Source organism: Terrihalobacillus insolitus (assembly GCF_028416575.1).
Taxonomy (GTDB): Bacteria; Bacillota; Bacilli; order Bacillales; family Amphibacillaceae; genus Terrihalobacillus; species Terrihalobacillus insolitus.
In genome coordinates, this window is sequence record NZ_JAMQKB010000007.1 from 147,182 (window position 1) to 172,976 (window position 25,795).

The 25,795-nt window shown below is 37.4% G+C and carries 25 protein-coding genes; 16 read left to right on the forward strand and 9 right to left on the reverse strand.

The window, feature by feature from the left end; all coding sequences use genetic code 11:
* Positions 1–31 precede the first annotated feature (31 nt).
* Complete coding sequence (locus NC797_RS09195) at positions 32–910, reverse strand: cation diffusion facilitator family transporter (protein ID WP_272436482.1); 879 nt, start codon at positions 908–910, stop codon at positions 32–34.
* A gap of 249 nt (positions 911–1,159) precedes the next feature.
* Between NC797_RS09195 and modA the strand changes: the two genes are divergently transcribed.
* The 7 genes from modA (at position 1,160) to NC797_RS09230 (ending at position 7,515) form a co-directional block, all read left to right on the forward strand.
* Positions 1,160–1,933, forward strand: a complete 774-nt coding sequence (gene modA, locus NC797_RS09200) for a molybdate ABC transporter substrate-binding protein (RefSeq protein ID WP_272436483.1) — start codon at positions 1,160–1,162, stop codon at positions 1,931–1,933.
* A gap of 9 nt (positions 1,934–1,942) precedes the next feature.
* Entirely contained in the window at positions 1,943–2,617 is a 675-nt protein-coding gene (modB, locus tag NC797_RS09205; RefSeq protein ID WP_272436484.1) for a molybdate ABC transporter permease subunit, read from the forward strand.
* A 13-nt stretch (positions 2,618–2,630) separates the two neighbouring features.
* Positions 2,631–3,263 carry an ABC transporter ATP-binding protein gene (locus tag NC797_RS09210; protein ID WP_272436485.1) on the forward strand — a complete coding sequence of 211 codons (633 nt, stop codon included), beginning with the start codon at positions 2,631–2,633 and terminating at the stop codon, positions 3,261–3,263.
* 211 nt (positions 3,264–3,474) lie between these two features.
* Entirely contained in the window at positions 3,475–4,725 is a 1,251-nt protein-coding gene (locus NC797_RS09215) for an MFS transporter (protein ID WP_272436486.1), read from the forward strand.
* A gap of 170 nt (positions 4,726–4,895) precedes the next feature.
* The gene (locus NC797_RS09220; RefSeq protein WP_272436487.1) at positions 4,896–5,138 is read left to right on the forward strand and encodes an IDEAL domain-containing protein; all 243 of its coding nucleotides are present in this window, start codon (positions 4,896–4,898) and stop codon (positions 5,136–5,138) included.
* 199 nt (positions 5,139–5,337) lie between these two features.
* On the forward strand, positions 5,338–6,183 hold the full coding sequence (locus NC797_RS09225; RefSeq protein WP_272436488.1) for a M15 family metallopeptidase: 846 nt from the start codon (positions 5,338–5,340) through the stop codon (positions 6,181–6,183).
* Positions 6,184–6,240: 57 nt separating this feature from the next.
* Positions 6,241–7,515, forward strand: coding sequence for an MFS transporter (locus NC797_RS09230; protein WP_272436489.1), 1,275 nt, complete (start codon positions 6,241–6,243; stop codon positions 7,513–7,515).
* 109 nt (positions 7,516–7,624) lie between these two features.
* Here the strand turns inward: NC797_RS09230 and NC797_RS09235 are convergent, their stop codons facing one another.
* The gene (locus NC797_RS09235) at positions 7,625–8,533 is read right to left on the reverse strand and encodes a zinc dependent phospholipase C family protein (protein WP_272436490.1); all 909 of its coding nucleotides are present in this window, start codon (positions 8,531–8,533) and stop codon (positions 7,625–7,627) included.
* A 371-nt stretch (positions 8,534–8,904) separates the two neighbouring features.
* Between NC797_RS09235 and fumC the strand changes: the two genes are divergently transcribed.
* From fumC to NC797_RS09250, 3 genes are all read left to right on the forward strand, one after another.
* A complete protein-coding gene (gene fumC / locus NC797_RS09240) occupies positions 8,905–10,290 on the forward strand; it encodes a class II fumarate hydratase (RefSeq protein ID WP_272436491.1) in 1,386 nt (461 codons plus the stop codon).
* Between the two features lie 184 nt (positions 10,291–10,474).
* Positions 10,475–10,678, forward strand: coding sequence for an alpha/beta-type small acid-soluble spore protein (locus tag NC797_RS09245; RefSeq protein ID WP_272436492.1), 204 nt, complete (start codon positions 10,475–10,477; stop codon positions 10,676–10,678).
* Positions 10,679–10,747: 69 nt separating this feature from the next.
* Complete coding sequence (locus NC797_RS09250) at positions 10,748–10,951, forward strand: alpha/beta-type small acid-soluble spore protein (RefSeq protein ID WP_272436493.1); 204 nt, start codon at positions 10,748–10,750, stop codon at positions 10,949–10,951.
* Positions 10,952–11,020: 69 nt separating this feature from the next.
* Here NC797_RS09250 and NC797_RS09255 read toward each other — a convergent pair whose 3' ends face one another.
* The 5 genes from NC797_RS09255 to NC797_RS09275 form a co-directional block, all read right to left on the reverse strand.
* Positions 11,021–11,707, reverse strand: coding sequence for a DUF421 domain-containing protein (locus NC797_RS09255; RefSeq protein WP_272436494.1), 687 nt, complete (start codon positions 11,705–11,707; stop codon positions 11,021–11,023).
* Positions 11,708–12,039: 332 nt separating this feature from the next.
* Positions 12,040–13,137 carry an ABC transporter ATP-binding protein gene (locus NC797_RS09260; RefSeq protein WP_272436495.1) on the reverse strand — a complete coding sequence of 366 codons (1,098 nt, stop codon included), beginning with the start codon at positions 13,135–13,137 and terminating at the stop codon, positions 12,040–12,042.
* 179 nt (positions 13,138–13,316) lie between these two features.
* Positions 13,317–14,216, reverse strand: coding sequence for a PucR family transcriptional regulator (locus NC797_RS09265; protein WP_272436496.1), 900 nt, complete (start codon positions 14,214–14,216; stop codon positions 13,317–13,319).
* Positions 14,217–14,355: 139 nt separating this feature from the next.
* Complete coding sequence (locus tag NC797_RS09270) at positions 14,356–14,541, reverse strand: hypothetical protein (protein WP_334313191.1); 186 nt, start codon at positions 14,539–14,541, stop codon at positions 14,356–14,358.
* Positions 14,542–14,611: 70 nt separating this feature from the next.
* Positions 14,612–15,946, reverse strand: a complete 1,335-nt coding sequence (locus tag NC797_RS09275; RefSeq protein WP_272436498.1) for a YheC/YheD family endospore coat-associated protein — start codon at positions 15,944–15,946, stop codon at positions 14,612–14,614.
* Positions 15,947–16,095: 149 nt separating this feature from the next.
* Between NC797_RS09275 and NC797_RS09280 the strand changes: the two genes are divergently transcribed.
* From NC797_RS09280 to NC797_RS09290, 3 genes are all read left to right on the forward strand, one after another.
* Positions 16,096–17,232: a DUF445 domain-containing protein gene (locus tag NC797_RS09280; protein WP_272436499.1), complete on the forward strand. Its 1,137-nt coding sequence runs from the start codon at positions 16,096–16,098 to the stop codon at positions 17,230–17,232.
* Positions 17,233–17,313: 81 nt separating this feature from the next.
* The gene (locus tag NC797_RS09285) at positions 17,314–17,673 is read left to right on the forward strand and encodes a YlbF/YmcA family competence regulator (RefSeq protein ID WP_272436500.1); all 360 of its coding nucleotides are present in this window, start codon (positions 17,314–17,316) and stop codon (positions 17,671–17,673) included.
* Positions 17,674–17,899: 226 nt separating this feature from the next.
* Complete coding sequence (locus NC797_RS09290; protein WP_272436501.1) at positions 17,900–18,670, forward strand: enoyl-CoA hydratase; 771 nt, start codon at positions 17,900–17,902, stop codon at positions 18,668–18,670.
* Between the two features lie 178 nt (positions 18,671–18,848).
* Here the strand turns inward: NC797_RS09290 and NC797_RS09295 are convergent, their stop codons facing one another.
* Positions 18,849–19,034 (reverse strand): YhzD family protein, encoded by a 186-nt coding sequence (locus NC797_RS09295; RefSeq protein WP_272436502.1) that lies wholly within the window; start codon positions 19,032–19,034, stop codon positions 18,849–18,851.
* A 216-nt stretch (positions 19,035–19,250) separates the two neighbouring features.
* Between NC797_RS09295 and NC797_RS09300 the strand changes: the two genes are divergently transcribed.
* The 3 genes from NC797_RS09300 to NC797_RS09310 all read left to right on the forward strand — a co-directional run bounded on the left by NC797_RS09300 (position 19,251) and on the right by NC797_RS09310 (position 24,110).
* Entirely contained in the window at positions 19,251–20,483 is a 1,233-nt protein-coding gene (locus NC797_RS09300; RefSeq protein WP_272436503.1) for a metallophosphoesterase family protein, read from the forward strand.
* Positions 20,484–20,490: 7 nt separating this feature from the next.
* On the forward strand, positions 20,491–23,451 hold the full coding sequence (locus NC797_RS09305; protein ID WP_272436504.1) for an AAA family ATPase: 2,961 nt from the start codon (positions 20,491–20,493) through the stop codon (positions 23,449–23,451).
* A 104-nt stretch (positions 23,452–23,555) separates the two neighbouring features.
* The gene (locus tag NC797_RS09310) at positions 23,556–24,110 is read left to right on the forward strand and encodes a GbsR/MarR family transcriptional regulator (protein WP_272436505.1); all 555 of its coding nucleotides are present in this window, start codon (positions 23,556–23,558) and stop codon (positions 24,108–24,110) included.
* A 202-nt stretch (positions 24,111–24,312) separates the two neighbouring features.
* On the opposite strand, the gene NC797_RS09315 is transcribed toward NC797_RS09310, so the two are convergent.
* Positions 24,313–25,536, reverse strand: coding sequence for an HD domain-containing protein (locus NC797_RS09315; protein WP_272436506.1), 1,224 nt, complete (start codon positions 25,534–25,536; stop codon positions 24,313–24,315).
* Between the last annotated feature and the right edge of the window lie 259 nt (positions 25,537–25,795).

Sequence of the window (25,795 nt, forward strand, 5' to 3'; positions counted from 1 at the left end):
ACAAAGGGTTTGCACAAAAAATGAGCAAACCCTATTTGTTTTTCTGGTCGTAAGGTTCAATATGAATATGAGCATGATATATGTTGTGTTTTTTTTCTAACAGGGATTCAATTCTTTCCGTAATGTCATGGCTTTCTTGCACATTCAAATTTGGGTTGACAAGAATCGTAACATCAACAAGTGCCTGGTTTCCGTGCATGCGGGCTTTAATGTCATCTACCTTTTTTACATCGGAATCTTTCGCAACACTTGCTTTAATTTTAGACAATTGCTTTTCGTCAAATCCGTCCGTAAGCATATGGGTTGCGTCATGAAAAATATCCCATGCTGTTTTACATATGATAAACCCAACAATCAAGCCAGCAACTGGATCAAGCCAAAATAAACCAAACTGTGCACCTGTGATTCCGATAAATGCACCAATACTGACTAATGCATCTGACTTGTTGTCCTGTGCTGCAGCATTGAGAGAGGAACTGCTTATTTTTTTTGATAATGTCACATTGTATCGATAAACCAAATACATGACAAGTGATGAAAATAGTGCAGTCCATCCTGTTATCATATTAGGCTGGATAAATTCCTGTTCAACAATTTTTTGGAAAGTATCAAAAATTACTTGAAGTCCAATTGTAGCCATAATAAATGCGGCAATTAAAGATGCGATTGTTTCTGCTCTAAAGTGTCCATAGTGGTGATCATCATCAGGAGGTTTTCTTGAGATTCTTAGACCGATTAGGACAGCCGCCGATGCTATGATATCTGTTGTATTGTTTAAGCCGTCTGCACGCAAAGCATCGGAATGGCCAAAGTAGGCAACAGAGAGCTTGAGAATGGTTAAAAAAGTATAGGCAATGATGCTTAACCATGCACCTTTCTCACCTAACTTTAATTCATTATATCGTCCCATGTTGTGTGTGCCTCCACCCTTTCATTTTTTGAAGCATTAATAGCTTAACAAACTAATTTGAGTGGGTCTAGAGAAAAATACAGTCGTATACGAACATTAATTGACAGCTAGAAAATGTTTTTTCCTATGCCAACTCTAAAAATGCGCAGCTTATCATTTGGTGACTTTTTGAACAACCTCTAAAAATGATTTATCAGAAGCACGTCTAGTAGTATAATGTAAGTGGAATAAAAACAAGGAGTAAATGAAATGAAAAAAAAGATATATCTATTCATTTGGATGTTATCTATAGTATGGATCAGTGGTTGTGCAAACGATACAAATAATGTCGATAAGGAAAAAGTTACATTGTCCATTTCTGCGGCATCAAGTCTAACGGTAGCAATCGATGAAATCAAAGCGATGTATGAAGAACGAAATAATATCAAACTGGAAATCAATTATGCTAGCTCTGGGACTCTTGTCAATCAAATGAAACAGGGTGCTCCAGTGGATGTTTTCGTATCAGCTAGTAAGGAATGGATGAATCAGGCTACCGAGGAGGGACTTATAGACAAGTCTTCCGTTGTTCCGCTTCTGTACAATCGACTTGTGTTCGGCACCAATGAAAAAAACGAGCAAATTTCCTTTGAAGATATGGTGACCACTGAAAAAGCTCAGATTGCTATAGGTGATCCAGAGAGCGTTCCAGTCGGGGCATATGCAAAAGAAGTCTTGCAAAATAAAAACCTTTGGGACACGTGGCAGAGTAAGCTAGTATATGCGAAAAATGCAAGACAAGTAGCTGTATACGTCGAGTCTGGAAATGTGGATGCTGGTTTTCTTTTTCAAAGTGATGCGATTGCTTTTAAAACAATTAACGTAATAGAAGTTATTCCAGAATCGTTACATAGTCCGATTGTCTATCCAGCAGGAATAACCACGCAAACAGCAAATGAAGAAGGAGCAAGCCAATTTCTCCGTTTTTTGCAATCGGAAACAGCACAGTCGATTTTTAAAACGTATGGGTTTGAAGTAAGGTAGGTTTTTCAGATGAACATGTCTCCTTTATATTTATCATTGCAAATTTCCATTCTTGCGACATGTATCGTGATGATAACAGGAATCTTTTTAGCTCGTTTGTTGTCAGTACGAACATTTAAGGGGAAGCTCGTGATCGAATCAATTATTATGCTACCAATGGTTTTGCCACCAACGGTTGTTGGGTTTGGGTTACTTTTTTTATTTGGAAAGAACGGTTTGTTTGGTGGACTTTTATTAAATTGGTTTGATTTTCAACTTATTTTTACTTGGTATGCAGCGGTACTAGCTGCTGTAGTAGTGTCTTTTCCATTAATGTATCAAAGTGCTGCAGCTGCTTTTCAGAAACATGACCGAAATCTTGAACATGCAGCATACACAATGGGTGCAAGTAAACGAAAGGTGTTTTGGACGATTTCCCTCCCACTAGCATGGCCTGGAATACTTGCAGGCATTGTTTTAAGCTTTGCTCGCGCATTAGGAGAATTTGGTGCAACTTTAATGATTGCTGGATACATACCTGGCAAGACAGATACACTTCCGCTTGCTATCTATTTTTCCGTTGAAGCTGGCGACAATGAACAAGCATTCATATGGGTAATTCTTATGCTTTCATTCGGATTCCTAGCTATTTATTGGCTAAACCGATGGAATGGAAAAAACAGCATAGGATTCAACAAAAAATGAGAGAGGTCCTTTTATGTTATATGCCTTTTTAGATACGAAACGAAGTCATTTTAAACTTCATGTGGAACTATCCATTTCTAATGAACTTGTTGTTCTTTATGGCCCATCAGGATCCGGTAAAACAACGATATTAAACGCGATTGCAGGCATACAGAAACCAGACAATGGAAAGATTCAAATCAACAATCGAATCGTTTTTGATACTGGAAAGGTGCATGTACCACCACAATCGAGAAAAGTCGGATATGTTTTTCAAGATTATGCTTTGTTTCCACACATGTCTGTAGAAAAAAATGTGTATTATGGCGTCCCAAAGAAACAGCAGTCAACTTTTAATCAGCATATCAATCAGCTCATGTCATCTTTAAAAGTAGATCATTTAAGACAGCAATACCCAGACCAAATTTCTGGAGGAGAAAAACAGCGAATTGCCTTAGTGAGAGCATTGGCGACAAAGCCAGATGTTTTGTTGTTGGACGAGCCCTTTTCTGCTTTGGATCATGCTTCAAGGAAACAAGGTCAAGAGGAAATTCTGCGCCTTAGGAAAGAGTGGGGCATCCCTTTTCTATTAGTAACCCACGATCACAATGAAGCAATAAAACTGGCTGACCGGTTTATTTATATAGATAAGGGAAAGGTAGTATAGGATCGAGCTGGATCATATATTGGGAATCTGATTGCAAATTGAATAACAGTAAAAAGCGCCCACTCCAAGGAAGGCGCTTTTTTTATTAGATACATTCTACAGTGGCATTTCTTGTCTCACTCACATTTTCTAAAATAAAAACGGGTTGAAGTGTACATATTAATGGAGAGACATTAGCATGGGTAGACATTAGATAGAAAGGAAAGTTTGAATGAAACAAACGAAAAATGGTAGCCAAGCGAGTGAAGTGCATGAAAAAAGGTGGGCTATTGTATCTTTAGCATCGATCCCTTTAATTATGACCTTAGGAAACTCTATGCTCATCCCAGTACTACCAGCAATGGAAAAAGAAATGGATATATCTAAACTGCAATCCAGTTATATTATTACCGTTTATTCTATCGTAGCCATTTTTCTTATTCCGATTGCTGGGTTTTTGTCTGACAGGTTTGGTAGAAAGGTTGTGATCATTCCTTCCTTAATCATTGCGGGATTGGGCGGATTGCTTTCAGGCTATGCAGCATGGAAAATGGATAATCCATTTGGACTAGTATTAACAGGAAGAATTCTCCAGGGCATCGGCGTTTCAGGAACTGCTCCAATTGTGTTACCACTTGTAGGGGATATGTTTAGAAGAGAAAAAGACGTAAGTGCGACATTAGGAATAATCGAAACCGCTAACACGTTTGGCAAAGTATTAAGCCCCATCTTAGGGGCTTTATTGGCGGGGGTTATATGGTTTTTACCGTTTATGTCTATTCCTATTTTTTGCTTAATTTCAGTTCTACTGATTATTTTTTTGGTTAAAAAGCCACCCCATGAGGAGGCTGGACCAAAATTTAAAGAGTTTTGGAAAAATACTAAAGCTGTTTTTCATCAGCACGGAAAGTGGTTAACTGCAGTATTCCTGATTGGCGCTATTTTAATGTTTGTATTGTTTGGTGTGTTATTTTATTTATCCAATATTTTGGAGGATCACTACCACTATAAAGGTGTTACAAAAGGGTTTTTATTAGCGGGACCTCTAGCCGCACTTTGTCTTACAGCATATATTACGGGAAAACGAATTAAGGATAATTTGGTTGTCATGAAGTGGGTGACATTTGTAGGAATTGCTCTGTCTGGGGTAGCGGTTGTTGCTGTTCGTTTCTCCGATCAATTCGTCTACTTACTCATCATCTTTCTTATTTCTGGTGTAGGTATTGGTGCTTCTTTACCCTGTTTAGATTCGTTGATTACTCAAAGTATTGAAAAGGATGTACGTGGTACTGTAACTTCTATTTATAGTGCTATGCGGTTTGTAGGTGTTGCTGGAGGGCCTCCAACTGTTGCAATATTGATGGAAAAAAGCTTAACCTGGATGGTAAGCCTGTTAGCATTGCTAGCATTAGGTGCAGCATTGTTAGCTTTTAAAGAAATTCATCCAGAAAAAGATGCACCCCCTTCAGAAAAAACTGTTTGAAGAAAAGAAGGATTTTCATTTTAAATCCTTCTTTTTTTCATTCCCAAATCTTATCTCTTAAGTTTAAAACAAACTAAAAATGGGAAAAAGTTATGAAAGATGTCAGAAAATTATTGCATTAGACGTTAAAATCTAGGATAATAAAAAAAAGGAACAAGGGGGCGTGTTCCATGAAGAAGCATAAAGTTATTTATAAGTTACATCATTTCAAGGGTAAAACGGGTACCAGTATTTTAGCGAAAAGAGAAGTGCCATACGAGATTAAGCTTGCATCCAGTTTATTTTTAGATGAGCTATGTTATAACTGGAACAAAGCTAGGTTAGAAAAGGAAATCAATGATTCAATTGATGCTCAAGATAAGAATAAATTTATAGAACTGAGTAAATCATATGTCCCTTACACTTGGGAATGAATGATTAGCATAGAAAATCCTTGCTTATTGTCGCAAGGATTTTCTATGGTTAAAGGATGAATCATTACATTGTCAGTACGTTATTTGCAACTATGCTCAGCTCTTCTCAGGAAAAATTGGTAGACCTCATTACATGAAAAATGTGTTATAGTTTTTTTGAGGCTACATTAATCTTTACTTACAGAGAAGGGATACGCATATGAAACGAAGTTATATCTTATTGTTGTTACTCAGTTTATTCGTCTTATTGGTTGCTTGTCAGCAAAGTTCGACAAATAACGCAAACCAGGAAGACAATAAAAATAAAGAAGATGAAACGGAATCAAAAGTAGACAGCAACGACCCAACAGAAGACAGTAACGACTCAAAAGAAGCAGAACAGGATAAGAAAGACAATACAGAACAAAGAGAAGATCAGAATAAAGATGTGCAAGAGGAAACAACTGAAGATGGGATGGTAGTTGTGAACACACCAAACAGCTTAGAAGTTGTAGTCAATAAACAAAGGACGCTACCAGAAGGGTTCACACCAAAAAACTTAATGGTCCCAAATGTACCTTTCTCTTTCGACGAAGATAATCCCAAAAAACAATTAAGACAAGAGGCTGCCAAAGCATTAGAAGCATTGTTTGCAGGAGCTGAACAAGATGGGGTTGACCTTGTTGCTGCTTCCGGCTTCCGGTCTTATCAAAGACAAAAAGAAATATATAACTATAATGTACAAACGAGAGGCAAAGAGGAAGCAGACAAATTTTCTGCTCGTCCAGGAACGAGTGAACACCAAACAGGTCTTGCAATGGATGTTACAAGTGCTGAAGCTGCCTTTGCTTTAGAACAAACCTTCAAACAGACAAAAGCGGGATCGTGGTTATCTGAAAATGCGTATCGTTTTGGTTTTGTGATTAGATATCCAGAAGGGAAAAGTGAAATTACAGGTTACAGCTATGAGCCATGGCACATTCGCTATGTAGGTGATAAAACAATAGCGAAAGAAATGTACAATCAAAACCTAACATTAGAAGAATATTTTGATTTGATTCCTTAATAGCAAGAATAGAGTAGCCCCCTTAAAACACTTACCTAAAGGAAATGAGGAAAAGTGATGAAAAAGAAGCCGATATTTAGCTGGGTATTGTATGACTGGGGCAACTCTGCGTTTTCTACAACGATTATGGCTGCAGTATTACCCATTTTTTATTATGATGTTGCCGCTAAAGGATTAAACCAATCACTTGCCTCTAGCTTTTGGGGGTACTCTCAATCCATTGCCGTTTTAGTTGTAGCGGTTCTAGCACCAATTCTTGGAGCAATTAGCGATTATTCTGCAGCTAAGAAAAAATTTCTGCGTTTTTTTGCATACATGGGGATGACTGCAAGTGTATTGTTAGCACTTGTTGGTGAGGGCGACTATGTATTTGCCTCCATTCTACTTATTGTTGGTACGATTGGTTTTTCAGGTGCGAACATATTTTATGATGCGTTTTTACCTGAAATAGCGGAAGGTAAGGATATGGATAAAGTTTCTGCCTGGGGATATGCAACCGGTTATATTGGTGGCGGTTTATTACTCGCAATTAATCTTTTTATGATATTAAAATACGAGCTATTTGGTATGCCTAATGCGACAGTGGCTAGCCAGGTTTCGTTTGTGACAGTAGGGGTATGGTGGTTTGTTTTTTCGATTCCACTGTTTAAAAATATTCAAGAAGACAAAAAGAAATCGGAAAAACGAACAAGGTCATATGCTGCAATTGGCTTCCAACGTGTTGCAACTACCTTTAAGGAAATCAAGCACTACAAACAGTTACTCATTTTTTTGCTAGCTTTTTGGTTGTACAATGATGGCATTTCCACCATCATTAAAATGGCAACCATCTATGGAAAAGATATTGGCATCGGTACAAATGCACTGATCACCGCATTACTCATTACGCAATTTGTCGGGATACCGTTCACGTTCTTGTTCGGGTGGCTAGCAAGTAAAATAACAGCAAAAACAGCACTAACGATTGCACTGTTTATTTATATGGGCATTGTGACATTAGGATATTTCATGACAACAGCACTTCACTTTTATTTACTTGCCACTGCAGTAGGTTTTGTTCAAGGAGGAGCGCAGTCGTTAAGTAGATCATTGTTTGGCCGAATGATCCCTGAAAATCGCCATGCCGAATTCTATGGCTTTTATGGTATTTCTTCTAAATTTGCAGCCATATTTGGTCCGTTTCTCTTCGCCCTTGTTGGTCAATTAACAGGATCAAGTCGTCTTGGAATTATTTCATTAATTGTCTTTTTTGTTGCGGGAGTCATTTTGCTTCAATTTGTAAATATTGACAAGGGAATGGAAGAAGCAAAGGCTGCACAATCAGACGTTTAATCTTTAGAATGGTTTTAGGGTTCTAGAACCCCACCTCTAAGCGAAGCGAAGGTGGGGATTCCCTGATGTTTCAGCTTGCAGAAGCGAGTTCGCTTACTAGTGCACAGCCTTATACAATCGGTTCACAATATTGCAGCTTAAGCTCTAATTCAACAGGTTTACCTGTATCGTAGGATATATTTTGTATTAACTTTCGAAGCTTCTCTTCTGATTGAGTAGATGGTTTATGCCAATAGTATAGTAACTCAGACATAATCACCTGTCCTTCAGCACGGGCGCATTCATAAATATCCAAAAAACTCTTATTGGATGGTTCGTTCGTTGCTGGGTGGTACCACGTATGGTGGCTTTCATTTAGGTAATCCACATCATCCTTAATCGATTGGTGTGAAAACGATGAAATAACTGGTGCAAAAAAGGTGTTTTTCCATCCATATGGATCATACAAAACCTTTAAAGCAAGTTTCATGTCCCGATAAGCTTTCTGAATATACGTGTTATCCAATTGGAAAGGATAATGTTTTTTAATGACATGGTGGAGCAAATCGGTTATACCTTGATGTAAAAAGGAACCTGCATCTATTTCTTTGTATACTGGAGCCTTCCATGTTTTTAATTTACGAAATCGTTCCAATATAACGGTGTCAATAATAATCTCCAGTTTTTGGTGTTTATTTTTTTCATAACCAGCATGATAATGTATAAATGGATGGGCGTTTCGATCAAGAACATGATGGGTGACAAAGCCAAACACGTACGCTTTTGTAGAAACGTCAGCATCCTTTGCGCCCCTAATTAAATCCATTAAAAAATCTCCACATCTATAAGTATGTAGTGCAGAACCTATTTCATGGGCTAATTTCCCTTGTTTCCATGGCCAAAAGTTGTAATAAAAAAATGGATCAGGCCCCTGCGCTCCTATGTTTAAGAATGGTTCTTGTTGTGCATGTTGAGGTGGAGTGTCTATTACTTCTAGCATATCTTCACAAAATAAAATATGTGTCCAAACATTCGGCATAAGGCAATCTCCTTCCAACGATCCTGTTCCCATTATAAAAGAAAAACAATGTAAATGGAGCGATTTGTTAGAAAAATTCTGTGTCAATTTAAAAAAAAGAGCCCCGATTGGAACTCTTCAACCACTTTATATCAACCAATTTATGAATCAGACTTCTTTGAATTTTCCCTTTTGATTGCTCCTCCCCTCTCTTTTAATTTACATCAATTATAGCATAAATAACTAATTAATGTAAATAGTTAGAAAATTAAAATTATGTAAAAAAATAGCACATAAAACCTTCCAACTCCATTTTTAGCTTAGAATTTGTTAATATAGAAGAGAAAGTTCATTCATTATGTACATACGCACAAGATAAGGGAGGATTTTATATGGAGTATCGTATTGAAAGGGATACAATAGGCGAAATAAATGTTCCAATGGATAAGTTTTGGGGAGCACAGACACAACGTAGTAAACAAAATTTTCCGATTGGATCAGAACAAATGCCGCTTGAAGTTATTCGCGCCTTTGCCATTTTGAAAAAAAGTGCGGCAATAGCTAACGAATCATTAGGTTTATTAGAAAAGGAAAAGGCAGCGGCGATATCCTATGCGGCTGACCAAGTAATTGAAAATAAATTGACGGATCATTTTCCGTTAGTCGTTTGGCAAACAGGTAGTGGAACACAGTCCAACATGAACGTGAATGAAGTCATAGCACATGTTGGTAATCTGTGGTTACAAGAGCAAAACAGTAACCTAACCCTTCATCCTAATGATGATGTGAACAAATCGCAAAGTTCTAATGATACGTATCCAACAGCAATGCATATTGCTGCAGTGTTAAAGTTGGAGGATCATGTTGTTCCAGCATTAAAAACCCTTAAAGGAACATTGATGGAAAAAATGAAAGAGTTTCAAGATATAGTAAAAATCGGACGTACCCATTTACAGGACGCTACACCGCTTACACTTGGGCAAGAGATTAGTGGATGGCATCGTATGCTAGAAAAAACGGAGTCAATGCTACTAGGCAGCCTACCATATGTAAAAGAGCTTGCAATTGGTGGAACCGCTGTTGGAACAGGCTTGAATGCCCACCCTGATTTTTCGGAAAAAGTAGTCACAGCTATAAATGAACAAACAGGAAAAGACTTTGTTTCCGCAGCGAATAAGTTCCATGCTTTAACAAGTCATGATGAACTTGTACATGCACATGGAGCACTCAAAGCACTAGCAGCTGATTTAATGAAAATTGCAAATGATGTTCGGTGGTTGGCAAGTGGTCCACGTTGTGGAATCGGTGAAATCTCGATTCCTGCTAATGAGCCAGGTAGTTCAATCATGCCTGGTAAAGTAAATCCAACTCAAAGTGAAGCTGTGACAATGGTAGCTGCACAAGTGATGGGCAATGATGCAACGATTGGCTTTGCTGCTAGCCAAGGAAACTTTGAATTGAATGTGTTTAAGCCTGTGATTGCGTATAATTTTTTACAGTCAAGCCAGCTCCTTGCTGACAGTATGCTTTCCTTCGATGAGAGATGTGCAAAAGGTATTGAGCCAAATCACGATCAAATTGAGAAAAACTTAAATGATTCTCTAATGCTCGTAACAGCATTAAATCCCCATATTGGGTATGAAAATGCTGCAAAAATTGCAAAAAAAGCTTTTGCTGATAATACGACTTTAAAGCAAGCAGCAATTGAATCTGGTCTTCTTACAGAGGAACAATTTGACGCTTATATAAATCCAAAAGAAATGACATATCCGAAGTAATTTAACAGGATGGTTTGCTTCTAATTTGACGACTTTAAACACGCACCTTTAATAAATAAAAAAAATCTTGCTGGGCTAGAACTTGCCATGGCAAGGTTTTTTTAGTTTTCACATTTTACCAGTAAAAAATAATGATAATATTTAAGTCGTCTGTTCACAATATGGGGTACAGGAGGTGATAGACATGGCCAGCAACAATACTAACCAACTGCTAGTTCCTGGTGTTGAACAGGCACTAGATCAAATGAAGGCGGAAATTGCACAGGAATTTGGTGTTAATCTTGGTGCAGACACTGCTTCTCGTGCAAACGGTTCTGTTGGCGGGGAAATCACTAAACGTCTAGTTCAAACTGCTGAACAGCAATTTGGCGGACAACAAAAACAATAGCTTTTTAATTAGGTAAAATTAAAACAGAAGTTATTTCGAAACAAAAAATTTTTTACGAGGTGATAAATCATGGCAAGCAATAACAATTCTAACCAAATAGTAGTACCAGGAGTAGAACAAGCACTTGATCAAATGAAAACAGAAATCGCTCAAGAGTTTGGTGTAAATCTTGGTCCAGATACTACTTCCCGTGCAAATGGTTCTGTAGGTGGAGAAATCACTAAACGTTTAGTACAAACTGCAGAACAACAATTTGGCGGACAACCACAATAATTTATTTTAAATAACTAAATAAGATGGCATAGGAGGCACCTGTAGAAGGTGCCTCTTTCTAATGTGTGATTAAAGCTTATCCTTTCTAACATCAAGGTAAAGTGTATCTTGTTGATCTAACTGGGCAACAACTACTTCCTGAATAGAAGATATCCCTTTTGCCTGAAGTGTATTATTTAGCCAATCGATGTCTTTGCCGATCGCATCAAGACTATTTTCAAGTACTTGCCCATCAATTACAATCGTTTGTGGTAAACCTCTACTCGGGCTAATTATATTATAGTCCTTTTTCGTAAGAGGTTGTTTATCTGTTTTCTTCATTGCAGAAACCGTTCCATCCGTTTCTAGAAAAGCAAATTCCACTTCGTCAAGATAAAAAACGTTTTTTTTTCGTAGTTGAAGAAGCAACTGATCGACGTTAAGTCGTGCTTTTGTCATTCCTTCTTCTAGAATTTGTCCGTTCTTAATTACAAGGGTAGGTTCATCCGTTAGAATTTTCCTGCCTTTGAACGACTTGATTGCGATTAAGTCAAAAACAAAAATGATAATCCCAAAAATAACGAGTGGCAACAATGCAGTTAAAATGGGGATGTTTGTGGTGAAAATCAAGGAAGCCGTTATGGAACCTATGGATACACCTGCAACGAAATCAAAGAAAGTCATTTGGGAAATCAATTTTTTGCCTAATATCCTTGCAATCACGTATAAAATAATAAATGTGAGAAGTGTTCGAAAGATAAGTTGATATACTTCCATTTCTCCATTCTCCTTTCTTTAAATAGGTCAACGTTATCATCTACTTGTTTGTATATTTTATACGATTTTTATGAAAAATAAGGAAAGGCTCCTTAAAGAGGTTGTTCAAAAAGTCAACAAATGATAAGCTGCGCATCTCTTCGTTGGCTTGTTTTTCCGTTACTCACGTATTAAAAGCATACGCTCCGTTACTCAAAACAGCGCCGCCTCGACCTGCTTGCTTCTAATTTGCCGACTTTTTGAACACGTACTTAAATAAAAAACCCTTTGGCAAACCTTGTAGCCAAAGGGTCATGTGTCTTCTATATAAAGTAGGGGAAAACAGTTCTCCGTTATCTGATTCTTTGTTCGGTGTCCTTATCAAAGAAGTGTACTTTGTTCATGTTAAAGGCGAGTTCAATTTCTTCGCCGCCATTTACATCTGTACGTGAATCAACACGAGCAATGAAATCTTGATCTTCTACCTTGGAATAGAGATAAGATTCAGATCCCATTAGTTCTGCTACATCGATAAATGCTTTGATTTTCGTTTCTGGAGTTGATTCGATAAAAACAGGTTCGTCATGAATATCCTCTGGACGTATGCCAAGTACTAATTCTTTATTTAAATAATTTTGCTCACGAAGGGTTTTCATTTTTCCTTCTGGCACCTTGACCTTGACCGAACCGATCTCAAAATATCCTTCTTTAAGTGTACCAGTTAAGAAGTTCATGGAAGGCGATCCGATAAACCCACCAACAAAAATATTTTCTGGTTTATCATATACTTCTTTTGGTATGCCAACCTGTTGAATGAGGCCGTCTTTCATAACTACTAATCGAGTTGCCATTGTCATTGCCTCTGTTTGATCGTGTGTAACGTAAATTGTTGTTGTTTGTAAACGTTTGTGAAGCTTTTGTATTTCAGCACGCATTTGCACACGTAGCTTTGCATCTAGATTAGAAAGCGGTTCATCCATCAAAAATACTTTAGCATCTCGAACGATCGCACGACCAAGTGCAACACGTTGGCGCTGTCCACCAGATAATGCTTTTGGCTTTCGATCAAGATATCCTTCTAATCCTAATATTTTTGCAGCATTTTGTACGCGACTTTCGATTTCATCTTTTTTAAACTTTCGAAGTTTCAGGCCAAAAGCCATGTTGTCATATACATTCATATGTGGATATAAGGCATAATTTTGGAACACCATCGCGATATCACGATCCTTTGGTGCTACATCATTCATCCGTTTATCATCAATATAGAAATCACCTGCTGTAATTTCCTCCAAGCCAGCAATCATCCGTAGTGTTGTAGACTTACCACAACCAGATGGTCCAACAAAGACGGTGAATTCTTTATCCTTGATTTCAAGGTTGAAGTCGTTAACAGCGACAACATTTTTGTCGTATGTTTTGTTAATATTCTTTAGACTTAATTCAGCCAAAAGAAGTCCCTCCCTTAGTTTGAAAGCGTTTTATTTAATGTAGGTTAAGTGTAGTCTAAATAGGGTGGAAGGTAAATGGTCAATGTGCACAAAGAAGGACAAGGATTTTGTGCACATTTCATTAGAAGTGTGAGTATGACATAGTTTTGGATCAAGTATGCCATTGGGGCTTTTAGAAGTTACTTATTTTTCAACATGATGGCAAGATAGACTGTTAATGCTTGATTGAAATTACGGATATCGATTCCAGTTTTATCAATGAACTTGTCCACTCGATATTGGAGGCTGTTTCGGTGCATATACAATTTTTTTGCTGCTAAGGTTGTATTTGATCCACACTCCAAAAAGAGTTGAATCGTTTTTAGTAATTCTTCATCTGAAAGGGTCTCTTGTAAAACAGTTTCCGTTATCTTTGAGCGGTTTTTTTCATCGAGATGGTCAACAATGAGAAAGGGAACTGCTTCTACAAAAGTAGTAACCGGTTTTTTGTTATATTGTAATAGTTTATCAAAAGTATGTTTCCCCCATTTATATGCGTCTGAAGCACGTTCAAGATCCGTTAGAACAGGGCCAACATAAAAATGTAATTTAATATAAAAATCGCCCATTAGAACGTCAACAATTTGTTCATAGGAAATATCTTTTTCCTGTTCATTATATGCTTCTTCTACAATGATTCCTTCATGATTATTTTCCCATATGATAGGTACCTTTGTCGGATAAATGCCGTGGATTGCTTCACGGAACTCTACAGGGTCTACACTGTTTTTAGACAAACGAAAATAGATAAAACGGAAGGACTGTAGCTTCTTGGTTGTTAAAGTAGGTGCATGATGTTTATTATGAAATAGCACATCAATCCACTCGTGCTCTCGGTTTGTGACTGGTAATTGTTCGACTTGATAAGGTTCAAGAAACAACTTTAACAGATCTCGTTCACTGGTAGATAACTCTTCCTTATCGACGCCAATCACTTCATTTTCCTTTGTTTTAAACCAATGGTAACGTTCCATGTCAAGTTGTATATGGGGTTCGGCCTGAATTAATGAAGGAAAAAGTTCTTTTAATTGTTCAAACATATATGCATCCTCTTTTCGTGAATTAACCAAGTCTAGTCTCTAACTGTATTATAGCAATTGTATCTCTTTACTTACATAGGAAAAATAAAATTGGGGTCGCCACTAGCACGTAGCAACCCCAATAGTTCGGCTTCGATATTTATCTTTCTACATCAGGAAAAGGTTCATTTTCTTTTGGTAATTTTCTTGATTGCTCAATTTGCATCTGATCATGGATGGAAGCTGTTGTACCTCCAGCCATCCCTTCATTTATCATTCGGTCAACGTCCAATTCATATTCTTTTCTTTGCTCATGTGAATCGTTATGTCTCGCTTTTTTGCTCACGCATGGAACCTCCTTTCTTTCCTCATAGAATATTTTTTTCAATTTCTATCGGTTCCATGCATGTTGAAGATTAGATCAAGTTATTCTTTTGTTGGTTATACAAGTAAAAAGCATACTGAAAAGGATACGAGAGGATTCGATTTGCTTCTTTTTTAAATTCCCAGTGATCAAAAATACTAAATCCAGGCTTTGAATTTGCCTCAAAAAGCCAAACTTTTCCTTCTGTATCTACACCAAAATCAAAACCAATTTCTCCGATTGGATGATTCATGGTGCGTTCTATTTCGGCGCTTAGTAAAAGTGCAGCCTGTGAAAGCTTACGTTCAACTCTTTTCGTTTCATCAGGTTCAAACATTTCCTCTAAGACGTGAATGGTTCCACCTCGCTTGACATGGGTTGTCAAACTTCCCTTACCAGAAAATTTCGCGCAAACGACAGTAACTTCCCACGTATTCCGATGGTTCTTGTTGACATGAACACGGAAATCAATTGTACGATCTCCCTTTTTTACTAAAGAAACTTCCCGTTGAGCTACATAACCACGGGTGCCATTTGGGAACAATTGACTATAAAAAGCATCCATGTGTGCATAACGATTAAGCTGTGCCTTGTCATTGTAATAAAAGTGACTTTCGATTTCTCCTGTGTCTAGTTTCCCACATTTAATGATTCCATTTCCTCTACTCCCGTGAATAGGCTTAATATAGATAGGATGATGGTTCAAAAGGACGTTTATTTTTTGCTTTGAAGGATGTAAAATAGTCTCTGGTAAAAGAAATGAACAAGTATCGCTTTTCATTAATCGCTCGTAGATTTCCCATTTGTTAAAAAATCCTTGATTAAAAATAATTGCGTTCTCTTTTAAGTGTCTTTTTGTTTCTATAACAGTTGGATGATGTTCTATTTTACGATTCGGAATTCGGTCGTATATAACAGGAGGAATTTCATGATAACTTTGTTTCCACTTGTTTTGATCCATGTGATAGCCGAAAATTTTATTTGGTTCTTTCAGCATATGCTGATAACCAAAAAAAACGGTACGGAACCCGAGTTCTTCACCGGCCTTGCTCATCCATTCGTATACTGTCGTTCGTGGACCCAGTGGTAATCCGTCCACGTTGAATCCAGCTATAAATACACCTAAAGTAAGTATAATCTTACATGTATTGGAATCCATTTCAACGGTAACAGATGTGTGCTTTGCCATATTTAATTTTGTCTTTAATTGGGAAGATATATATATAGTAGAAGGGTCTCGATGATGGGTAAGGCAACCTACATGGGTTTGATTTGGTCCATAACGAAAAAATTGTACAGCCTTGAATTGTTGATAAAAGCGGTGTGGGACAATGATGCGCTGTCTGTTCCCTTCATAAAATTTAACGTTTAGCGTATATGTAGTCATGTATTGTCCCTCCAGATAAAGTCTCGCTTTGGGTGTTACATTACTAACATATTTATGTGAAGAAAAGGGAGAACATGCCTTTTTGAACATCCTTTATCAGTATAACGTTTAATCAACGAATAATGGTAATAAAAGGGAGGAAAAAGAGATTGACGGGATTTTTATTAGTACTATCTATGATCATCATCGGAGCATTTATCGGCGGAATTACGAATTCTCTTGCAATAAAAATGTTATTCCGCCCGTATCACCCAATTTATTTCAAAAAATGGAAGATTCCATTTACTCCAGGATTAATTCCAAAAAGACGAGATGAACTAGCAAAACAGCTAGGGAGAATGGTAGTGGAGCACCTGCTAACACCAGAAGGATTCAAAAAAAAGCTACAGCAGCCTGCATTTCAAAAGCAAATGATTCGCTGGGTACAAGGTGAAGTGCAAGTTGTGCTGGAATCGAATAAGACCTCAAAAGAGATGTTACAGCAATTAGGTGTTCACGTTGATGAAACAGAACTTCGTCAAAATCTAAACATATGGGTCAAAAGTCGATATGAGGCATTAGTGCAAACGTATCGTCCCGTTCCTCTACATAATGTGTTGAACAGAGAAATGCAACAAAAAGTGGAGCAGTGGATCGACAAAGTAATTGTCTCAATACAGGGTCAATTGGACTCTTATATTTCTGGGGAAGATGGACGGAGAAAAATTGGCGCACTCGTAGAAACCTATTTAGAAGGGAAAGGATTTTTAGGTAACATGATTTCTTCTTTTTTAGGAAATGAGGGGCTAGCAGATAAAATTCAACCAGTGATCGCACAATATGTTCGCTCTGAGGAAGCAAGAAAGTGGATAAAACAAATGGCTTTAAGAGAATGGGGCACTTTGCTGGAACGACCTATTGGTACAATAGAGGAAAATGTTGGTGAAGAGTGGATTGCAGATGCAGTTACTGGCATTGCAGCAAAAGCCATTCCGTTAGAAAAGTGGCTTGCTAGACCTGTATCCGTATGGGCACAACCAATTAAACCGTATGTTTTGGATGCAATTGTTCCTGCCTTAATAGACAAATTAGGAAAACAAATAGAAAATCGAATAGAAGGGATGATGCAGCAGTTACACTTGGCTGAAATCGTTGAGAAAGAAGTTGAAACATTCCCAATTGAACGGGTAGAACAACTGGTGCTTTCTATATCAAAAAGAGAATTCAAAATGATCACCTATCTTGGCGCATTTCTTGGAGGGATCATCGGATTAATCCAAGGTTTGCTAGTACTTCTGCTAGGCTAGGACATCTGTTTCACTATACATCGCTTTTTTGGTTTGTTATAGTGGGGTGGAATCGGAGTTACAATAGAGGAGGATTTCATTTTGCCAAATATTTATGATAGTGCATACGATCTAGAAAAATCAATTCGTGAAAGTGATGAATTTAAAGGATTAAAGGAATCGTATCTTGCAGTAATGGGTGATGAATCAGCTAAGAAAATGTTTGAAAATTTCAGGGACATTCAGATTGAATTGCAGGAAAAGCAAATGCAAGGGGAGGAAATTTCGGAGGAACAAGTAGAGAAGGCGCAAAACGTTGTCGAGCTCGTTCAACAGCATCCCGATATTTCAAAACTCATGGAAAAAGAACAACAATTAAATGTGCTCATTAACGACGTCAGTAAAATTATCACGAAACCATTAGAAGAACTATACGGCACACAGGAGCAGGATCAGCAGTAATGAAGAAACCTTATTCCCTTTTTTGGAGAATGAGGTTTTTTTATGAGGATGTTCAAAAAGTCGCCAAATGATAAGCTGTGTATCTGCTTGCCCTCGACGGGATGATCAGCGTTTGACACAGGACGTGTTAGACGTTAGCTGGGTATCCATCTTTTGCAAAAGAAGGAATTCTCACTGGCTTTATAGAAACACTCTATATAAATGGATCATGGGGAGATGAAAAACAATGGCGAATTTTCATATCGAGAGTGAAAAGGGCATTACTACAATACGAATTCAACGAGGGGAACGCTACAATGCACTCAATAGTGAAATGCTGGCAGAATTCAATCATATATTAGGACGAGTCATGCAAAACACGGATCAAATACTTGTCTTAACTGGTGATGACAATGGATTTTGTGCTGGTGGAGACATTACGATGATGAAGCAAACTGCAGATGAAGCGGCATTTGAAAAGGTGATGGATGATGTAGAAGGTATTGTTTCAAAGCTGTTTCTGATGCCCAAGATCGTTCTATCGGCCATACATGGACCTGCTGCTGGACTAGGCTTGAGTATTGCCTTAACCGCCGACTATGTGTTAGCAAATCAAAAAGCAAAAATCGCCATGAATTTTATTGGGATTGGCCTTATTCCTGATGGGGGAGGACATTACTGGCTCGAAGGCAGGATAGGCACCCATAAGGCTAAGCAGTTTATATGGGATGGATTGCAGCTTAGTGCTGAGGAGGCATTTAATCAAAATATCATTGATGAGGTAGTTGAAACAGATGTAATAGTAGCAGCCCAACAACGTGCCGAGAAGTTAAAATTAAAACCACTAAAGTCGATGATCGCTACCAAACAAATCTATCACCAGTTTGAAAAAGAAAAGCTTATTCAATACCTAAGGCAGGAAAAAAATAAGCAATTAGAACTGCGAAAATCAAAAGATCATCAAGAGGGTGTAGAAGCCTTTTTATCCAAGCGCAAACCATTTTTCACAGGCGAATAAAGAGCAAAATAGTTTTGATCCTATACACGATATAGTGGAAAGCACTGCTATAATTCCAGTGTTTTCCAGATTATTCATTGCGTTTAAGTGTAAACAATTCTTTTTCTAATATAAAAACCTTGTCCTTCAGAAACAATTTTACACAAAAGGCTGCCTCATACTAGGACAGCCTCGCACTTTAACGATGAAACAATAGGAGTTTCCCATTAGGTGAAACACAGCGATGTGTATGGTTCAAATACCCTTCTTCGCTCAATCGGTTGCCACCAATTTTTTTTGCTTCCTCATCATTTGTTGCTTCAAATGTCACATCCAACAATTTTGCTCCGCTTTTTTCAAAGACAGTAAGTGTATATGTTTTCAAAACGTCAAATCCCCCTAAGACTAATCCATTTACTTAAATTAATTATTCTTGATTCACACTCTAATTCCTGCTTATTTTTCAAAAAAATACGTCAAGACAAAGAAAGGTTTTCGAAGTTGACATTCAAAATTGGAAAATGAGACGGAAATTGTTTACTACGAACACGTTTTCGTGTTTTAATAGAGATATAGAGAAGACCATGAGAGGAAAGTGAACATGCAGAAAAGAATTTCCTTTATACATTGCGCTGATTTACATTTGGATAGCCCTTTTGATGGGTTAAGTCATGTTCAAGGATCAACATTTACCAAAATGAAAGATAGCACGTTTCACGCACTCGAGCGTTTAGTTGACCTAGCAATTGAAAAACAGGTGGATTTTGTCTTAATGGTCGGTGATCTATTTGATGGTGCGAAACAAAGCTTGAGAGCACAGTTGAAACTAAAGCAATCCTTTCAGAGGCTACAAAGTCAAAATATAGATGTGTACATGTCTTTTGGCAATCACGATTATACAAGTGGTCGAACTTTTTCTTTTCATTATCCTTCCAATGTGCATCTCTTTGAAAGCGAAAAAGTCACACACTTCACACATGAACGCGACGGCATACCATTAGCCAACATTTATGGGTTTAGCTATGAAAATAGAGCGATTTTTCAAAATAAAGCAAATGAATTCTACACCACAGACGAAAATAGGTTTCATATCGGTATGCTCCATGGCAGTATAAGTACAAACACAGAACATGATGTATATGCACCCTTTCAACTCGGCGACTTGAACCGTATCCCAATGGATTATTGGGCACTTGGACATATCCATAAACGTGAGATACTAAAGGAGAATCCGCCGATTGTTTATCCTGGAAATCTTCAAGGACGCTCGAAAAAAGAACAGGGCGAAAAAGGTTGTTACTACGTGGAGTTAGCACAGAATGATTGCAAACTCACCTTTTGTCCGCTCCAAACGATACAATTTGATAACGTGACAATCGATATAAGTACTTGTAGTGATGTGCAACAACTGACACATAAAGTTGAAAGACATATTGATGATATTCGTGCACAGTTTGGATCTATTATTTTAAATGTTGAGTTAAGAAGCAATAACGAAAAATTGGATGATTGGTATCACAATGGCTATATAAACGAAATATTTGATTTGATTCATGAAAGCTATGAAGAGGCAGATCCATTTGTGATCATCCAAGATTACTCGGTTCACTCCGTTGATATTTGGGATAAAAATGAATTAAAAAAAGGTCAGCATTTTGTTGGGGAACTTTTGCGATTATCTGAAGACTACAAGAAATTGGAACATTATTTAGAACCAATACTGTCACATCGCGAGGCAAGAAAATATGTGGATCGATTAACCGATAAAGATAAAGAAGAAATAATAGAACAAGCCCAATCCTTATTACTTCATTCGTTAATGGAAGAGGAGTGAGAATTCGATGAAATTAATACATGCTAACATATATGGTTTCGGTAAGTGGGAGGATTTCCAGATTGATTTTTCTAGCTCTTCTTTAACCGTTATTTCTGGTGAGAATGAAACAGGAAAATCAACCATTCGTCAGTTTATCTTGTTTATGCTATTTGGTATGCCACCGAAGAAAAGAGAATTTTTCCGACCGAAAAAAGGCGGAACAATTGGTGGTCGTTTAACGGTTTGGACACCAGATAAAGGGGAATGGACAATAGAGAGAGTTCACGACAGAAGAAATGGAGAAGCAATAATCAATTTTCCTGATGGAAGTTCACAAGGGGAAGGTTTTCTAAAGGGTCAATTAAAGGGCATGACGACCAGTACGTACCAATCTATTTTTTCTTATAGCTCACTTGATTTGAGATCTTTATACATGGCGAAAGAGGAAGATATTGGGAATGTATTGTTAGCAGTAGGTTTAACGGGTTCTGACAAAGTTCGTGCAATTGAGAAAAAATTGGATACAGAAGCATCTTCTTATTTTAAGCCACAAGGAAAAAACCCAGTCATAAATAAACAATTAAAGCAATTACAAGAGCTTGATTCTAAATTTAAAACGATCCAGGAGGAGGAAGAAACTTACCTTGATAGGAAAGAGAAAGAAGAAACACTAACAATGGAAATACGGGATATCCAACAGTCCATACAGGAAATAAAAAAGAAAAGAGTAGCAGTTGACAAACATATACAAGCATTACCTTTGCTCCATCACAGTAACCTTGTCCAAAACAAATTGAAGCAATATCACAATGATCTCATGCATTTTCCGACTAATGGAATAGAGCGTTATCATAAATGGAAGCAACAATTAATTCCACTACAAAGTGAATATAATGTGTTACAGGATAATGCAGCAACATATAAAAAAAGAATGGAGACGTTACGCTCCCTATTAATGGATGAGGAAACAGTAAAAAGGGTGAATGACTGTTTAAAAGGAAAAGAGGGTTACGAGCAAGCGAGACAATCTTTTGCTAGTTTAAAAAAAGAGATTCAAGAAATAGAGCTAGAAATCCAATATGACCTAGATCAGATGCAAATCGGACTTTCAATCGATGACCTTTCCCATCTATCCTTACCGTTTGATCTAGAGGATAAATGGCATCAGCTCAAGACTCAGATGGATGAAATTACGGCGGAGAAAAATCTTGTAGACCAGGAATACAATGAATTGGTTGATGAAAAACGACAGCAGCTAGAAGACAAAGAACAATTAGAGAAGCAAATGACCGACGCGGCAGTTTATCAACAGGCAAAAGAAAAGTTAGTGACAGATGAACAACGGAAGGCCAATCAAGCAGTGTTACAGTTTCAAAACTTCCAAAAGACGCACTGGAGTGAGATGGAAAACAAACGCAAACAACAATCCAAGTTTTTATTCGGTACGTTTTTTGTTTTAACTATTGTTTCTGTTGTAAGTGCAGTTATGTGGAATCAACCAGCCTTTTACATAGGTGCCAGCATCTTCGCTATAATTGGTGGAATATCTACTTATTTTTTTAAACGCTCTATACAAGCTGTACGCGCTATTTTTAATGATTTTTCAAATAATCCGCTTCAGCAACAACAGCATTTAGATAGTCAGGAGCTTGAAAGAACAAAGGACATCGTCGCCACATTTGAACGACAGCAGGAAAGAGTAGAGAAATTACAAGATCGTATCAATCAGTTATCCATTGCAATGTCAAAGCTAGAAGAACGGAGAGCATTTTACATTCAAAAAGAAACGAAACTCACGAATCGGATCCAACAACAAATTCAAGTCTTGCCGTTTTTAGATAAAATTAATGTACATGCATGGCCGAAAGTATTTCACTATGTAAGAAACTGCATGCAAAAAAATAAGACGATCCTACAAAAAAAGGAAAAGCAAATGGAACTAAAACAACATATAGGCGCTTTTGAGCAATCTCTCGCTCGTCTCCTCCAAGACTTAGGCAAGACATATAAATTTCCAGAAGAGTCGATTCAGCAAATTGAGCAAATGGAAGCCTCACACCGAAATAACCAGTCTTTATTCGAACAAAATGAACGTTTATATCAAGAGTGCACGCAGAACATGAGAAAGTTAATCCAGCGTATGAAGCCATATACAGATGAAATAGGTGTTCTTTTGATAGCTGCAGGTGTGAAAACAGAAGAAGCATATTTAAAAATGGGAAAAGAACAAGATGAAAGGAAGCAGTTGCAGAACAAAAAAGAAGAATTGTTCAACCAGCTTCATGCCATCCTTTCTGAACAGGAATTATCCATTCTCCTGTCAGACGAGAAACAAGAAAAAACAGAAACAGAGTTGCAAATGGAAATAGAGGCGTATGACAATGAAATCGCCGATCATGAAACAGATCTTGATCGCAAACGTCAGCAATTAGCAGAATACAAAAGTGTTCTTAAAAGGATGGAAAACGAAAACTATTCTACGATCAGACACCACTTCCATCAAGAAAAAGAAAAACTCAACAATCAAGTGAAAAAGTGGGCTGTCATACAGGCAGCGAAAGAATTGCTGCACGAAACGAAAGTGGCTTTTCAAAACAAGCATGTCCCAATGGTTTTTGAGCGAACATCTCACTATTTTAGTGTCTTAACGTCTGAAGCATACAAGGAGGTTTATCCGCCAAGTAAAGATGAGCCAATAATAGTAGAAAGTAAATCGGGGCTGCGTTTTACGGTGGATGAGCTTTCACAGGGGACAGCAGATCAATTGTATGTATCACTACGAATCGGTTTTAGCGAAGCCATGAGTCAAACCCATTCCTTGCCTTTTCTAATAGATGATGCGTTTGTCCATTTTGATGACAAACGCGGAGAGCGAATGTTTTATTTATTGAAAGAAATGTCAAAAAGACAACAGGTGATTTACTTTACATGTAGTCAGCATGAAGTGCTTTCTCAAGAGAGCGGAAAGGTTCATCTTTTGCGATAGTGATGTTATATTAACGATTTTCGTTTTGTGTTCGCATTATGAAGGTAATAATGATAGAATATGTGAAGATATAATGGCGAAATATGTTTTTGGAGGGTTCACTATTGCCGAATAACGAAAGTTCAAAAGAATGGGCTGCATATGAGGAAACGATTGAGAAATTTATACAAGTCATCGCGAAAAATATGAATTTGTATGGAATCACTTCCTCGGTTGGTCGTCTTTATGGCGCTCTTTACTTTGCTGATGAACCAATGACACTAGATAATATGAGGGATGCACTCGAGATGAGCAAGACAAGTATGTCAACTGGTGTTAGAGCGCTTTCCGAAATGAAAATGGTAGAACCAGCTTTTAAGAAGGGTGTACGGAAAGATTTGTATAAATCGGAAGAGGACTGGTACAAATCATTTACCTCTTTATTTGGAAACCGCTGGCGTCATCATACGGAAACAAATATAGAAGAAGCAGAAGAGGCAATGGTAGAACTAGAGAATCTGAAGAAAAATACAACAAACGAGCAGCTTATTGATAAGATTAACCGTGATATGGAACGATTGTTATATGCTCAAAACTATTATCGATGGCTGATGAAGTTTATCCAGGTTATTGAAACAGGTGAAATTTTTAACTATGTTCCAAAAAATGATGACAAATAGGTATTGAAAAGCCCTTACCAAAAATATGGTAGGGGTTTCGAACTATTAGAGGTTGTTCAAAAAGTCACCAAATGATAAGCTGCGCATCTACTTGCCCACGACGGGCTGATCCTGCGTTTGACACAGGACGTGGCAACATTAGCCGACCTTCTAATTCGGCGACTTTTTGAACACGCACTTAAAGCATATATATTTATGATTTTTACTTAATCTTTTCCGTGTTCTCGTATCTACTATCCAAATAGTCTACAAAGTGAATAATGTAGCCTTCGATAGTTTGAGGGTTCCGAACACAAGCTCCCCACTCTGGAAGTCCATGATGACATAGGATACAGTGTGTCATTTGATGTATAGATTGCAAAGAGATATTGATTCCCTCTAGCTCAATTATCTTTGATAGTATAAGAACACCATATGGGATGTGACCTACCATTATACCTAGTTCGTCCATTGTAATTCCTGCTTGTTTTCTATTATCTGTATTTGAGTGGTCAGCTGTAGGATACAAAAATTGAAAACCTTCAAATGTTTTTCCAGCATGATCATATTCTAGTAACTTCCCGATGTCATGAAATAGAATGCTAGTAATTAGTAAATCATAGTTCGGTTGTGTATCTTTATGCTCCATCATACCTTGGAGCATATTGTAAAGGTGATCTATTGTGTCTTTCCATACAAATTGCTGTTGATTGCCACCTGATTGAAATTGGGACCACAACTCATTCTTATATGCTTTCTCCACTATGCTAATAAGCTTCATTGTTGCTTTATAGTGATCTTCCTCAAGTCTAAGAATATATCTAGCAAATCTCATTAATCCAACCGTATGTTTTAACAAGCCACCTAAGTAGTTATGGTGATATCCCTTTGCTGCAGGTCTAATTCTAAATTGGGTCCAAAATCGGCTCATAGCTGCCAAAGCTATTTCTTTGTAAGGTGCTTCTAATTCATTTAGGTAAGAAAATAGCTCAATAGTTAAATCCTCAATGCTTTGTTGAGTATAAGCTAATAATGAGAAAGGGTTGATCTCCTCTTCACACGGATTTAATTGGTTAATAGTTAAAGATTTATGTCCACGGAACTCATCGACAATCCCTTCAATATCAAAAACAGAGTAATTTTCTAACATAGGCTGATGCTTATTAACCGCGTCTTGATTATCCCACATTTTTGCACGAATAGTACCAGCGTTATTACTAAATATAATTTTTAGATATTGTTTATTTGTCTTTGTTGTCTGTACATTGAATTCGTTAAGAAGTACTTTAACCTTTACATTATTACCAGGAGGCTCATTTTGAATATCAAAGAATTCTTCAGAATCGGGTAATGTTGGTGGTGGGAAATGTTCAAGAATATGTTCCCGTTCCATTTCATTACAGTTAACTTCTACTGGGATAAAGTCGTAAAAGTACGAATCTATCATTTATAATCACTCCAAACTATCAGAAATATTTAAGGTTATATTTCCTTTGTTCATTTTATCTTTTTACGGGCGAGAAGACCCCCACTTCCATTATGTGAAGGTGGGTAACACCAATAATAAGTGGGGGATGAATCGCCCCTCCGGAGGAGATAAAATTGTGTTGACACCAAACATTTGTTCTGATATCATTTAGTTATGAAGGGAAAGGAGAATGGCGATGGGCACAAAAACGTACTTCTCTAATCGAGTCTATAAAAAC